Genomic DNA, 13065 nt, shown 5'->3' with positions numbered 1-13065 from the left:
CCTGGTCGGGACCGGCCTGCATGCTTACTGTATACACACGGTATTGCCAGACCGCCACCTCGGTGGCAAGCTCCTCAGCACGGATCCACCGACGACGGCCCGGCCGTCACCGACCCCGAAGGACCGCTCATGACCACCGCCTCCCCCGCTCCCGCCGACGGCGCGTCGCCGCCCGTCTCGCGGCGTTCCCTGATCAAGGCCTTCACCGCCTCGCTCACCGGCACCTCCCTCGAGTGGTACGACTTCGCCGTCTACTCCGCGGCGTCGGCCGTCGTCTTCCCGAGCGTGTTCTTCCCGTCGAGCGACCCGTATACGGCGACGATCCTCGCGTTCTCGACCTACGCGGTCGGCTACGTCTCACGCCCGATCGGCGGGTTCGTCTTCGGCCGCCTCGGCGACAAGCTCGGCCGCAAGCCCGTGCTCGTCACGACGCTGCTCGTGATCGGCATCGCCACCTTCCTCATCGGGGTGCTGCCGGGCTACGCCACCATCGGCCTCGCCGCGCCGATCCTCCTCGTGCTGCTCCGCTTCGCCCAGGGCGTCGGCGTCGGCGGCGAGTGGGGCGGCGCCGTGCTGCTGTCGAGCGAGTTCGGCAACCCGAGGAGGCGCGGGTTCTGGTCCAGCGCCGCCCAGGTCGGTCCCCCCGCCGGCAACCTCCTCGCGAACGGCGCCCTGGCGCTGCTGACGGCGGTGCTCACCGAGGACGCCTTCCTCGACTGGGGCTGGCGCCTCGCCTTCCTGCTCTCGGCGGTGCTCGTCGGGTTCGGCCTCTACATCCGGCTCAAGCTCGAGGACACCCCGGTGTTCCAGGCCCTCGAGGCCCGCGGCGACGCCCCGGCCGCCCCGGTCCGCGAGGTCTTCAGCACGCAGCTGCGTCCCCTCGTCGCGGCGATCCTCTGCCGCATCGGGCCCGACGTCACCTACGCCCTCTTCACCGTCTTCACGCTGACCTACGGCACGACCGCCCTCGGCCTCGAGCGCAGCCAGGTGCTGGTCGCGGTGCTGATCGGATCGGCCTTCCAGCTGGTCTCCATCCCGCTGGCCGGCGCCCTGTCCGACCTGATCAACCGACGCCTCCTCTACGCGGTGGCGGCCGTGGGGGCCGCCGTCTGGTCGTTCGTCTTCTTCGTCGTGACCGACGGGTCGTCGACCGTCGTGCTGACGATCGGCATCGTGCTCGGGCTCGTCTTCCACTCCCTGATGTACGGCCCGCAGGCGGCGTTCATCATCGAGCAGTTCTCGCCCCGCCTCCGCTCGACCGGCAGCTCGCTGGCGTACACGATCGCCGGCGTCTTCGGCGGCGCGATCGCCCCGCTGATGTTCACGATCATCTACGAGCGCACCGGCAGCGGCTTCGGCATCGCGCTCTACCTCACCGTCGCGGTCGCGCTGACGCTGATCGGGCTGGCGCTCGGGCGCGACTCGGACGTGCGCGAGGACGAGGAGTACCTCACCGGCCCGACCCCTGTCGTGTCGGGGGCCTGACGTGTCAGCTGCGCAGGAGGAGGTCGAGCGTCACCGTCAGGTGCCGGTCGATCGCCTCCCGCGCGGCCTGCGGGTCGCCCGCGGCGAGCGCGGCGACGATCTCGTCGTGCTCGACGCAGACCCGCTCCTGCCGGTCGGTGCGGCGGAACAGCGCCTCCACGCCGACCAGCACCTGCCGTGCCCGGAGCTTCTCGTAGCTGCGCGACATGAGGCCGTTGCCGGCGGCGTCGACGAGCAGCTGGTGGAAGCGGCGATCCCACTCGATGAACTCGCGGCCGCTCTCGGTCGGCTCCTGCTCCTTGAGCTCGTGCTGGCGGGCGAGCACCTCGCGCATCTCGGCGAGCGGCACCCGACCCGTCTCGAGCGCGACCGTGGCGGCGTGCCGCTCGAGGACGCCCCGCAGCTCCATCAGCTCGGCGATCTCGCGACCGGTGATGACCGGCACGCGGGCGCCGCGGCGCGGGATCATCTCGACCAGGCCGTCGGCCGCGAGCATGAGCAGCGCCTCGCGCACCGGGGTGCGGGAGACCCCCACCTGCTCGGCGAGCTCCTGCTCGCTGAGGAACGCGCCCTGCATCGAGGGATCGACCAGCACGTGCGCGTAGAGGTGCTGGTAGGCCTTCTCGCGGCCTGACAGCGCCTCGCCGGTCTCGACGGGGTCCGGCTTCATCTGCATACAGTACGTATACACCAACGACGGAGACACCATGCGCATCGCCCTCGCCCAGATCGTCAGCTCGGCCGACCCGGCCGCCAACCTGCTCGGCGTCGAGCAGGTCGCCCGCGACGCGGCCGCCGACGGCGCCGAGCTCGTCGTCTTCCCCGAGGCGGCGATGTGCGCCTTCGGCACCGACCTGGGCGCGGTCGCGGAGCCGCTCGACGGCCCGTGGGCCGGGCGGGTGCGCGAGCTCGCCGCCGAGCTCGACGTGACGATCGTCGCGGGCATGTTCACGCCCGGCGACGGCGGCCGGGTGCGGAACACGCTGCTCGTCGCGACGCCGACCGGCGACGGCGACCACTACGACAAGATCCACCTCTTCGACGCGTTCGGCTACGCCGAGTCCGACTCGGTGCAGGGCGGCGAGCGCGCGGTCACGGTCGACGTCGGCGACCACCGGGTCGGCGTCGCCACCTGCTACGACATCCGGTTCCCGGGGCTGTTCCTCGCGAACGCGGCCTCGGGCGCGAAGGTCAGCGTCGTGTGCGCCTCCTGGGGCGCCGGGCCGGGCAAGGTCGAGCAGTGGCAGCTGCTGGCCCGCGCCCGCGCCGTCGACACGACCACCTTCGTCGTGGCAGTCGGTCAGGGCGACCCGGCGACGCAGGGCGTCGAGGCGACCTCGTCGGCCCCGACGGGCGTCGGGCACAGCATGGTCGTCTCGCCGTTCGGCGCGGTGCTCACCGAGCTCGGCGCGGAGCCCGGCCTCGTGGTCGTCGACCTCGACCTGGCCGACGTCGACGCCGCCCGCGGCACGCTGCCCGTGCTGGCCAACCAGCGCTTCGCGGTCGCGACCGCCCCCGGCGCCTGACCCGCGCCTCCCCTGAATGGCCGTATTCGCGAGAACACGACGGCACGGAGGGGCACGGGCAGCCAGGGACCGTGAGCGCGCCCGCTGGATGTCTCTGTCTCCGGCCGCGGGCCCGAGGGGCCGCAGGACCGACCTGCGACGGGCGGGCTACGGCGCGCTGGGCGACTCGACCGTCACGTCGCCGGCGACGATCTGGTCGCGCAGGGCGTCGACCTCGGCCGACAGCTCGGCGCTGACCGACGAGGCCAGGTCGTGGAACGGCGCGATGTCGACCCCGCCGTTCTCGAGGGTGCCGACGTACGGCTCGTTCGTGAAGCTGTCGTCCGTGGTCGAGACGGCGATCTGCTGGACGGCCGCCTCGGTGTCCTTGAGCACGGAGGTCAGGAGGATCGGGCGGTACTCCGCCGGCAGCGTGTCGTAGCCGTCGTTGTCGACCCAGATCACCGAGACGCCGTCGGCGTCGAGCGCTGCCGAGGCCGCGCCCTCGCCGACCTGACCGGCGACCGGCATCACGACGTCGGCCCCCTGGTCGATGAGGGCCTGCGCGAGCTGCTTGCCCTTGTTGACGTCCTCGAAGTCGCCGGTGAACGAGCCGTCCTGGGCCTCCTTCGACCAGCCGAGCACCTCGACGGCGGTGCCGTGCGCGGTGTTGTAGGCGTCGACGCCGTCCGAGAAGCCGTCCATGAAGAGGGTGACGGGGGGCTGGTTGCCGCCGCCGAAGGTCGCCACCTTGCCGGTCTTCGAGACCCCGGCGGCCAGGTACCCCGCGAGGTACGACGCCTGGGCCGTGTCGAACAGGATCGGCTTGACGTTGTCGCCCTCGACGGTCTCGTCGACGATCGCGAAGTCGATGTCGGGGTTGGCGGCCGCCTGCTCCTGCGTGGCGGCGGCGAGCTCGTACCCGACGGTCAGCACGAAGCCGCAGCCGGAGGCGACGGCCTGGTCGACGTTCGGGGCGAGGTCGGTCTCGCTGGTCGACACGAGCACCTGCGCCTCGATGCCGTCGTCGGCCTGCGCCGCCTGGAGGCCCGCCCAGCTCGACTGGTTGAAGGAGCGGTCGTCGAGCCCGCCCGAGTTCGTCACCATGCGGGCGCAGTGCTCGCCGGTCGTCGCGTCGTCGCCGGAGTCGCTCGGGGCCGCCGAGCACGCGGCGAGCAGCGCGACGGACGAGACCGCGACCAGGGCCCCGAGGAGGCGCGGGGCACGCGAGCGGGACGACGGACGGAACGAGGGGACGAGCACGACAGGAGACCTCCGGGGACGGCGCGCTCGCGGACGAGCGCATCTCGGGACGCCGCGGGCCGCGGACGCTGACCAGCATCATGGCAGGGAACGACCACGCCGCGGAGGACCGTGACGGGATCGAGACGGCGGTCAGCCCGGCCGCTGCCCGTCCGTGCCCGCTGCCGGCACGCCCGCCCCCGCCTCGCGCGCCAGGAGCGCGAGCTGGACCCGTCCCCCGACGCCGAGCTTGTCGTAGGCGTGGCCGAGGTGGGTCTTCACGGTGGCGAGGCTGACGAAGAGCTCGGCGGCGATCTGCCCGTTCGACAGGCCGCGGGCGACGCCCGTCACGACCTCGGCCTCGCGCTCGGTGAGGACGGCGAGCCGCTGACGGGCCGCCGTCGACGCGGAGCCGGAACCCGGTCCCGCTGCCGACCCGGGCGCCGGTGCCGATCCCCGCCCCGCCGCCGCGATCACCGTGTCGAGCACGGTCGGCGACAGCGTGGCCCGGCCCCTCGCCGCCGCGTGCACCGCGGCGACGAGCTCCGCCGGCGGGGTGTCCTTGAGCAGGAACCCCCGGGCGCCGACGCGCAGGGCCCGCAGCACCATGTCGTCGGCGTCGAACGTCGTCAGCACGAGCACCGCGAGGCCGGGTCGCCGGGCGAGCTCGCGCTCGGTCGCCTCGAGCCCGTCGCGGCGCGGCATGCGGATGTCCATCAGCACGACGTCGGGCTGCGTCGCGTCGATGACCGACTCGGCCTCGAGCCCGTCGCCGGCCTCGCCGACCACCTCGACGCCCGGGTCGCCCCCGAGCAGCAGGGCGAGCCCGGCCCGGACGAGCTGCTCGTCGTCGACGATCACGACGCGGACCGCGTCGACCCCGCCGGAGGCGCGGGGCGGCACCGCGCGCCCCTCGCCCGCTCCCCCGCTCACGCCGGCCACGGCAGTCGTACCTCGACGCGGTGGCGGGCCTCGTCGTGCACGACGACCGCGGAGCCGCCCGCGAGCCGGGCACGCTCGGCGACCCCGACGAGGCCGTGTCCGCGGGTCGGCTCCGACGAGGCCGCGGCCCGGTGGGTGAGCGGGTTCTCGACCACGAGCAGCAGCTCGCGACCGGGGCGCCCCGACACGGCGACCGAGACGGGGCGACCGGACGCGTGCCTCCGGGCGTTGGTCAGGCACTCCTGCAGGATGCGGAAGGCGTGGCGCCCCGTGGTCGGCGACACGTCGGCCAGGGCGACGCGGACGGCGTCGTCGATCTCGAGGACGACGTCCGTGCCGCCCTCGCGGGCGTCGAGCAGGAGGTCGTCGAGGTCGGCCAGGGTCGGCTGCGGCGGCGCGACCCGCACGTCGGCCTCGGCGCCGTCGACCCCGGAGGGCTCGCGCAGCACGCCGAGCACCTCCCGCAGCTCGGTGAGGGCCGACCGGGCCGCGTCGCGCACGACGCCGGCCGTCGCGGTCGCCGCGGCGGTGTCGAGCCCGGCCCGGTACTCGAGGGCCCCCGCGTGCAGGGCGATCAGCGAGAGGCGGTGCGCCAGGACGTCGTGCATCTCCCGGGCGATCGCGGTGCGCTCGTGCTCGCGGGCCTGGGCCAGGCGCGACTCCTGCTCGGCCTCGGCGAGCCGGGCGCGCTCGCGGAGCGACCGGAGCAGCTCGCGGCGACCGCCGACGTAGAGGCCGGTGAGGACGAGGGCCGCCGTCACGACGAGCACGAGCGCGAGCGACATCCACAGCGGGACGTCGTCGGCGGTGCGGAGGACGACCTGCTCGGACGCCACGGCGGCCGCCACGAAGACGCCCCCGGCCACGCCGATCTCGACGGGACGACGTCGCGTCGCGAGCGACACGAGCATGAGCGCCGCCGCCACGGCGCCGAGCGACGAGACGGACGCCAGCACGGCCGCCACGGTCGTCAGCGCGACGGGTGCCCGGTGCCGCAACGGGAGGAGCACCAGCGCGACGACGCCGAGGGCGACGTCGAGCAGCACGAGCACCGCGAAGCGGGTCGGGCTCATGCTCGCCATGACCGCGTCGTCGCTGAACCACACGAGGAGGAAGAGGAGCAGGCCGAGCGAGGTCGACAGCAGGAGGCGCCACGTCTCGCCCCAGAGGCGCGCCGCGGCCCCTCGGCGAGGGAGGGTCGGGGGATGCGAGGTCATGCCCCGAGCGTAGGGAGCGCGCGGCGCCCCGAGGATCGACCGATGGGGGGAGATGACCTCGGCCGAGGGGCTCCCCGGACGGGGGGTACGCGCGACGGACGGATGCGGCCCGCCGGGGCTCCCCGTCGGTAGCGTGACGAGACATACTCACTCTCGATCACGGAGGACCCGACATGACCGACGCGTACCCGCCCCAGGCCCCGGCCGCAGCACCCGCCGCCGCGAACAAGAAGACGATGGCGGTGCTCTCGCTGGTCTTCGGCATCATCAGCATCGTGTTCGCGTGGATCTTCCCGATCATCTGGATCCTCTTCGCCATCGCCGCCGTCGTCCTCGGCTTCCTCTCCCGCAATCGCGAGCCGGCCGGTCGCGGCATGGCGCTCGCCGGCATCGTGCTGGGCTTCGTCGGCATCGTGCTCAACATCGGCTCGATGATCGTCGGCGCCCTGCTGGCCACGGCTGCCTACATGCAGTAGGCGTTCCCGCGCACGAGAGAGGGCCCCGACGACGATGTCGTCGGGGCCCTCTCTCGTGCGCCGGGGCACGGGTCTCAGCCGGTGTTCTGCAGCCCCGCCGCGATGCCGTTGACGGTGAGCAGCAGCAGTCGGTGGTCGGCGTCGGCCGGGTCCTTCTCGACCGCCCGGCGGATGCCGCGCAGCGCCCGCAGCTGCAACAGCGAGAGCGCGTCGACGTACGGGCTCCGGAGGCGCACCGAGCGCTTCAGCACCGGTCGCCCCTCCAGCACCTCGGCGTGGCCGCTCGTCGCGAGCACCCACTCGCGCGTCAGCGCCATCTCGGCGAGCACCCGGTCGGCGAGGTCGGTGCGCTCGGCGAGGCCGAGGTACTCGCGGGCGATGTGCTCGTCGGTCTTCGCGAGCGACAGCTCGACGTTCTTGATCATCGTCGTGAAGAGCGGCCACGAGGCGTAGGCCTCACGCAGCACGTCGACGTCGCCGACGGCGGCGAGGGCCGAGCCGAGGCCGTACCAGCCGGCGAGGTTGATGCGGGCCTGCGTCCACGCGAACACCCACGGGATCGCCCGCAGGTCCTCCAGCGACTCGACCGAGAGGCCGCGGCGGGCGGGTCGCGACCCCAAGGCGAGCAGCCCCACCTCCTCCATGGGCGTGACGGTCGCGAACCACTGCGCGAAGCCGTCGGCCTTCACGAGGCCGAAGAAGGCGTCGCGCGACGCCTCGTCCATGGCCGCCGCGAGGGGCGCGAAACGCTCGGCGGCCGCGGCGTTGCGCGCCGCCGTCGCCGGCGTCGACGCCTGCAGGGTCGCGGCGGCCATCTGCTCGATGTGCCGCTGGGCGATGGTCTTGTTGCCGTAGTTCGCCAGGATCACCTCGCCCTGCTCGGTGATCTTGAACCGGCCCTCGACCGACCCGGGCGGCTGGGCGCGCACGGCTTCGTGGGCGGGTCCGCCGCCGCGGCCCATCGACCCGCCGCGGCCGTGGAACAGCGTGAGCACGATGTCGTTGCGCTCGGCCCACTCGGCGATGCGCGCCTGGGCGTCGTACAGGGCGAACGTCGCGCTGACCGGCCCGACGTCTTTCGACGAGTCGGAGTAGCCGAGCATGACCTCGAGGCGGCGGCCCGTCGCGTCGAGGCGGCGCTGCACGGCCTCGGTCTGCAGGGCCTCGTCGAGGATGCGCGTCGACGCCTCGAGGTCGGCGAACGTCTCGAACAGCGGGATGACGTCGAGCACGGGTGCGGCCTCGGCCGAGCCGAGGGCCAGCTCGGCGAGCTCGAAGACGTTCGCGAGGTCGGCCGACGACTGCGTGAACGACACGATGTAGCGCGACGCGGCTCGACGGCCCCGCTTGGCCTGCAGGAGGGCGACGGCGCGGAACACGTCGAGCACCTCGACGGTCATCGGGCTGAGCTCGCCGCCGGCACGCGCCTCCTCCAGCGCGGTGCGGTGCACCTGCGAGTGCTGTCGCACCTCGAGCTCGGCGAGGTGGAACCCGAAGGTCTCGACCTGCCAGACGAGGTTCTGCAGCTCGCCGTTCGCGGCCCGGTGCGCCCCGGCGGAGCGGAGCGAGGCCTGCACGGTGCGCAGGTCGACCAGCAGCTCGTCGGGGTCGGCGTAGGCGAGCTCGGGCTCGCCGCGCCGGGTGGCGTCGAGGCGGGCGGCGACGAAGAGCAGCACGCGGCGGTGGCTCTCGTTGGGCGAGCGGATGCCGATGCGCGAGGCGACGTCGGCGTCGAGCGCGCGCTGGCTCTCGGCGAGCGCGACGAGGCCGGCGTCGCCGGGGGTGTCGTCCTCGTCGAGCGTGAGCGTGCTGCCGATGCGGGTGGTGGCGCGGTGCAGGCCGATGAGCACGTGCTCGGCCGCGATCTCGGCCGCCGCCGTCGTGACCTCGGCGGTGACGTGCGGGTTGCCGTCGCGGTCGCCGCCGATCCAGCTGCTCAGCCGCATGAAGGCCGGGGCCCGCACGGGCTCGCGGCCGGCGCCCTCGCCCTGCAGCCGGTCGTCGAGCAGGCGGTAGACGGTCGGCACGATCTCGAACAGCGTCTGGTCGAAGACGTTCATCGCCGTGCGCACCTCGTCGAGCGGCGTCGGGCGGGTCGTGCGGAGCGGGGAGGTGCGCCAGAGCGTGTCGATCTCCTCCAGCAGGCGGCGCTGCGTCTCGGCGCCGGTGACCTCGTTGGCGGCGACGTCGCGCTCGGCGAGGAGGTCGCTGATGCGACGGATGGTCGACGCGACCGCCCGGCGTCGGGCCTCGGTCGGGTGGGCCGTGAAGACGGGCTGGAACCGCAGGTCGGCCAGGCGTCGGGCGGCCTCGTCGGCGCCGAGCTCGTCGACGAGCGACTCGACGACGGCGGGCAGCGAGTCGGGGCCGCTGCCCCGGCGGGTCAGCACGCGCACCCGGTGGTGCTCCTCCGCCAGGTTGCTGAGGTGGAAGTAGCAGGTGAACGCCCGCGCCACCTGCTCGGCCCGCTCGTGGTCGAGCCCCTCGACGAGCTCGCGCGCCCGCGTCACGGAGTCGGCCTCGCCCTCGAAGGCGCCGATGACCGCGGCGCGCAGGGCCTCGACGTCGGCGAGCAGCTCGGGCCCGCCCGCCTCGGTCAGCACCCTGCCGAGCAGGCTGCCGAGGAAGCTGACGTCGGCGCGCAGCGCGCCGTCGACCGCCCCTCTCACGTCGTCTCGGGAGGTGTCGCGCGGACTGCCGTCGGGGCGTCGGGTGCTCTCGGTGGTGTCGGTCACGCGACCATTCTCGACCACGGGGCGGTCCCGTGACGCACACCGCGCCTCCGGGTGCACGAGCGGGGGCGCGCGACGACCTGGGGAGGGCGCGTCAGCACCCCGCCCGACGCCCCTCAGGCGTGCGCGGGCAGCCCGACGAGCTCGGCGCTGCGCTGCCAGAGCAGGCGCGCGGCGGCGCGGTCGCCCGCCTGCCGGTTGACGCGACCGGGCGCTCTCAGCCGGTCGAAGTAGTTGCCGCTCGGGGCCGGCACGGTCCGCGCGGCGGCCAGCCGCACGAGGGGCTCGGCCCCGCGCTCGGTGCTGACCGCGAGGCGCTTGCCGAGGGTCGCTACCGGCCCCGAGCCGCCGAAGCCCGACGCCACGAAGCCGGGGTGGAACGCGAACGCCTCGACCGACGTGCCCTTGAGGCGTCGCGCGAGCTCGCGGGTGAAGAGGATGTTCTCGAGCTTCGACGGGCCGTACGCACGCATCCCGCCGAGCCACGCCCCGCGGGCCGAGTCGAGGTCGTCGAGGTCGACCGAGCCGAAGAGGTTGCCCGCGCTCGAGGTCTGCACGATGCGGACCGACCCGGGCGGGACGTCCTGCGCGGTCTCCGTGAGGCGCGGCAGCAGCAGCGAGGTGAGCAGGAAGGGCGCGAGGTGGTTGACCTGGAACGTGGTCTCGAACCCGTCGCCCGTGAGGCGTCGCTCGGCGAAGAGGCCGCCCGCGTTGTTCGCCAGCACGTGGATCTGCGGGTGCCGCTCGAGCAGCTCGGCGGCCAGGGCCCGCACCGCGTCGAGGTCGGTGAAGTCGGCAAGGTGGGCCACGCCGCCGACCTGGTCGGCGACCCGGCGGGTGCGCTCGGGGTCGCGGCCGACCACGGCCACGGTGGCCCCGAGGCGCCCCAGCGCGGCGGCGGCAGCGGCGCCGATGCCCGAGCTGCCGCCCGTGATCACCACGGTGCGGTCGTCGAGGCGGGTGGGTTCCGGCAGGGTCACGGTCATCGGTGCAGAGTATCCCCGCGCGCTCCGAGCAGGCCGGGCCGCTCGCCCCGCGGCCAGGCGGTCCCGGACGCTACGCCTTGCGTCGGTCGCGCAGCGCCGCCGTCGACCACAGCGCCCAGGCGATGAGCAGCGGCTGCCCGACGAGGCGCAGCGCGCGCTTGGTGTCGGTGTCGAGCCCGAAGGCGTCGCGGTGGTGCACGAGCTGCGCGATGTTGCCCGGGAAGATCGCGACGAAGAACGCCGCCGCGACGAAGCCGACCGTGACGCGGCGCTTGCCGAGGGCGATGAGCGCCGCGCCGAGCGAGATCTCGACGACGCCCGAGGCGAGCACGGTCGCGTCCTCCGACAGCGGCACGAACTCGGGGACCTGGGCCGCGAACGACTCGCGAGCGAAGGTGAGGTGGCTCGTGCCGGCGTACACGAGGGCCGCGCCGAGGGCGACCCGGGCGATGGTGCGGGGCAGCGAGGTGCGGGGCAGCGGTCGGTTCTGGTAGCTCATCGGTCCATCCAAGTCCGGGGCGGGTGCCCCGTCGCGTCGTGTGTCGGGGCGGGCCCGGGTGCGGGCCCGCCGTGGTGCAGGGCGCCGGCGGTGCCGGGCCCCGAGGTCGCGAGGCGCCGGGCCCCGAGGCGCCGGAGGCGCGGCTCAGCCCCGCGACGCCCCGTCGCCGTCCCGAGGCGCACGCGTGGTGCCCCCGGCGTCGCGCTCGGCGCCCCTCGGGTCGGCGGCGTCGTCGCCGCGCGGGTCGACCGCCGTCGCCGGCGCGCCGGTCGCGACCGCCGCGGCCGTCGCGCCCTCCGCGACGGGGGACGCCGCCGACGTCGGGTCGGCTGCCGTCGCGTCGCCGCGCCGTCCCCGCCCGCGACCGCCGGCCCCGGCACGCTGCTCGGTCTCGAGCTGCTCGGCCTCGTCGCCCGAGAGCGCCTCGCCGCGGGCGACCATGCCGGCCACGTCCGAGAGGGCGATCTGCGGCAGGAAGACCGCGAGCACGAGCGCGACGACGATGAACGGCACGAGGTAGGCGAACACCGGCGCGAGCGCGTCGGCGTACCCCTCGACGACGAGTCGGCGCACGGCCTCGGGCAGCTGGTTCAGCGTGGCGGGGTCGAGCGTGGCCGTGGCCTGCGACGCGTCCTCGGGCGAGGCGCCCGCCCCGGCGAACACGCTCGTCAGGTTGTCGGTGAGGCGGCTCGTGAAGAGCGCCCCGAAGATGGCGACGCCGAGCGCCGCGCCCACCTCGCGGAAGTAGTTGTTCGTGCTGGTCGCCGTGCCGACGTTCGCGGCGTCGACCGAGTTCTGCACGACGAGCACGACCACCTGCATGATGAGGCCGAGACCCGCCCCGAAGAGGAAGAGGAACACGCAGATCAGCCACAGCGGGGTGTCGGCCGTGAGGGTCGAGAAGAGCACCATCGCGATGCCGGTCAGCACCGTGCCGACGATCGGGAAGACCTTGTAGCGACCGGTCTTCGTGATCAGGTTGCCCGACAGGATCGACGTGCCGATGAGGCCCGCCATCATCGGCAGCAGCAGCAGCCCCGAGACCGCGGCGGAGGCGCCCGACGACATCTGCAGGAAGGTCGGCACGAAGGCGATGGCCGAGAACATGCCGACGCCGAGCACGAAGCCGATGGCCGTGGCGAGCACGAAGACGCGGTTGCGGAAGAACGACAGCGGGATGATCGGGTCGTCCGCCCTCGACTCGACGAGCACGAACGCGCTCACCGCGACGAGGAGGCCGGCCGCCCAGAGCCACGTCTCGGGCGCGCCCCAGCCGTGGTCGTCCTGGCCGCCGAACTCGGTGAAGAAGATGAGGCAGGTCGTGGCCGCCGAGAGCAGCACGACGCCGAGCCAGTCGACCTTCTTCGTGGCCTTCTTGCTCGGCAGCGTCAGGGCGCCCCAGGCGATCGCGAAGGCCGCGATGCCCACGGGGATGTTGATGTAGAACGCCCACTGCCAGGTGAGGTGGTCGACGAAGAAGCCGCCGAGCAGCGGTCCGCCGATGGCCGACAGGCCGAAGACCGCGCCGAGCGGGCCGAGGTACTTGCCGCGCTCGGAGGCGGGCACGATGTCGGCGATGATCGCCTGCGACAGGATCATGAGCCCGCCGCCGCCGAGGCCCTGGACGGCGCGGAAGACGACGAACATCCAGAAGTCGCTCGCGAAGGCGCATCCGATGCTCGCCAGGGTGAAGATCGCGATCGCGACGAGGAAGAGCGTGCGGCGCCCGAGCACGTCGCCGAACTTGCCGTAGATCGGCATGACGATGGTGGTCGCGAGCAGGTAGGCCGTCGTGATCCAGGCCTGGTGCTCGACGCCGCCGAGCTCGCCGACGATCGTCGGCATGGCGGTCGAGACGATCGTCTGGTCGAGGCTCGACAGGAGCATGCCCGAGATGAGCGCCCCGAAGATGATCCAGATGCGCCTCTTCGTGAGGAGGAAGGGCGCGTCGGCCTTCGTCGCGGTGGTGGTGGTCATGGCG

General features: G+C 73.8%; 11 protein-coding genes. 3 read left to right on the top strand and 8 right to left on the bottom strand.

Going from position 1 to position 13065, the window contains the following annotated elements; genetic code table 11:
- The first annotated feature begins 129 nt into the window (after nt 1-129).
- Nucleotides 130-1485 carry an MFS transporter gene (locus EDF38_RS10540; protein WP_123355390.1) on the top strand — a complete coding sequence of 452 codons (1356 nt, stop codon included), beginning with the start codon at nt 130-132 and terminating at the stop codon, nt 1483-1485.
- A gap of 4 nt (nt 1486-1489) precedes the next feature.
- Here the strand turns inward: EDF38_RS10540 and EDF38_RS10535 are convergent, their stop codons facing one another.
- On the bottom strand, nt 1490-2155 hold the full coding sequence (locus EDF38_RS10535; RefSeq protein WP_233572387.1) for a GntR family transcriptional regulator: 666 nt from the start codon (nt 2153-2155) through the stop codon (nt 1490-1492).
- Nucleotides 2156-2192: 37 nt separating this feature from the next.
- Here EDF38_RS10535 and EDF38_RS10530 point away from each other — a divergent pair, with 37 nt between their 5' ends.
- On the top strand, nt 2193-3011 hold the full coding sequence (locus tag EDF38_RS10530; RefSeq protein ID WP_123355388.1) for a carbon-nitrogen hydrolase family protein: 819 nt from the start codon (nt 2193-2195) through the stop codon (nt 3009-3011).
- Between the two features lie 147 nt (nt 3012-3158).
- Here EDF38_RS10530 and EDF38_RS10525 read toward each other — a convergent pair whose 3' ends face one another.
- The 3 genes from EDF38_RS10525 to EDF38_RS10515 form a co-directional block, all read right to left on the bottom strand.
- On the bottom strand, nt 3159-4253 hold the full coding sequence (locus EDF38_RS10525) for a BMP family protein (protein ID WP_370275622.1): 1095 nt from the start codon (nt 4251-4253) through the stop codon (nt 3159-3161).
- Nucleotides 4254-4385: 132 nt separating this feature from the next.
- Complete coding sequence (locus EDF38_RS10520; RefSeq protein ID WP_370275633.1) at nt 4386-5165, bottom strand: response regulator; 780 nt, start codon at nt 5163-5165, stop codon at nt 4386-4388.
- A complete protein-coding gene (locus EDF38_RS10515; protein WP_123355386.1) occupies nt 5162-6391 on the bottom strand; it encodes a sensor histidine kinase in 1230 nt (409 codons plus the stop codon). The genes EDF38_RS10520 and EDF38_RS10515 overlap by 4 nt, the downstream gene beginning before the upstream one ends.
- A 173-nt stretch (nt 6392-6564) precedes the next feature.
- Here EDF38_RS10515 and EDF38_RS10510 point away from each other — a divergent pair, with 173 nt between their 5' ends.
- Entirely contained in the window at nt 6565-6867 is a 303-nt protein-coding gene (locus EDF38_RS10510; protein WP_123355385.1) for a DUF4190 domain-containing protein, read from the top strand.
- 74 nt (nt 6868-6941) lie between these two features.
- Here EDF38_RS10510 and EDF38_RS10505 read toward each other — a convergent pair whose 3' ends face one another.
- The 4 genes from EDF38_RS10505 to EDF38_RS10490 form a co-directional block, all read right to left on the bottom strand.
- The gene (locus EDF38_RS10505; RefSeq protein ID WP_123355384.1) at nt 6942-9602 is read right to left on the bottom strand and encodes a phosphoenolpyruvate carboxylase; all 2661 of its coding nucleotides are present in this window, start codon (nt 9600-9602) and stop codon (nt 6942-6944) included.
- Between the two features lie 113 nt (nt 9603-9715).
- On the bottom strand, nt 9716-10585 hold the full coding sequence (locus EDF38_RS10500) for an SDR family NAD(P)-dependent oxidoreductase (protein WP_123355383.1): 870 nt from the start codon (nt 10583-10585) through the stop codon (nt 9716-9718).
- 70 nt (nt 10586-10655) lie between these two features.
- Complete coding sequence (locus EDF38_RS10495; RefSeq protein WP_123355382.1) at nt 10656-11084, bottom strand: DoxX family membrane protein; 429 nt, start codon at nt 11082-11084, stop codon at nt 10656-10658.
- Nucleotides 11085-11228: 144 nt separating this feature from the next.
- Entirely contained in the window at nt 11229-13061 is a 1833-nt protein-coding gene (locus EDF38_RS10490; protein WP_123355381.1) for an MDR family MFS transporter, read from the bottom strand.
- Nucleotides 13062-13065 lie beyond the last annotated feature (4 nt).

Origin of the sequence: Frigoribacterium sp. PhB160 (assembly GCF_003751785.1) — a bacterium.
Lineage (GTDB): Bacteria > Actinomycetota > Actinomycetes > Actinomycetales > Microbacteriaceae > Frigoribacterium.
The sequence above is the reverse complement of the archived record's forward strand: the minus strand, read 5'-3'. Positions and strand labels throughout refer to the sequence as shown.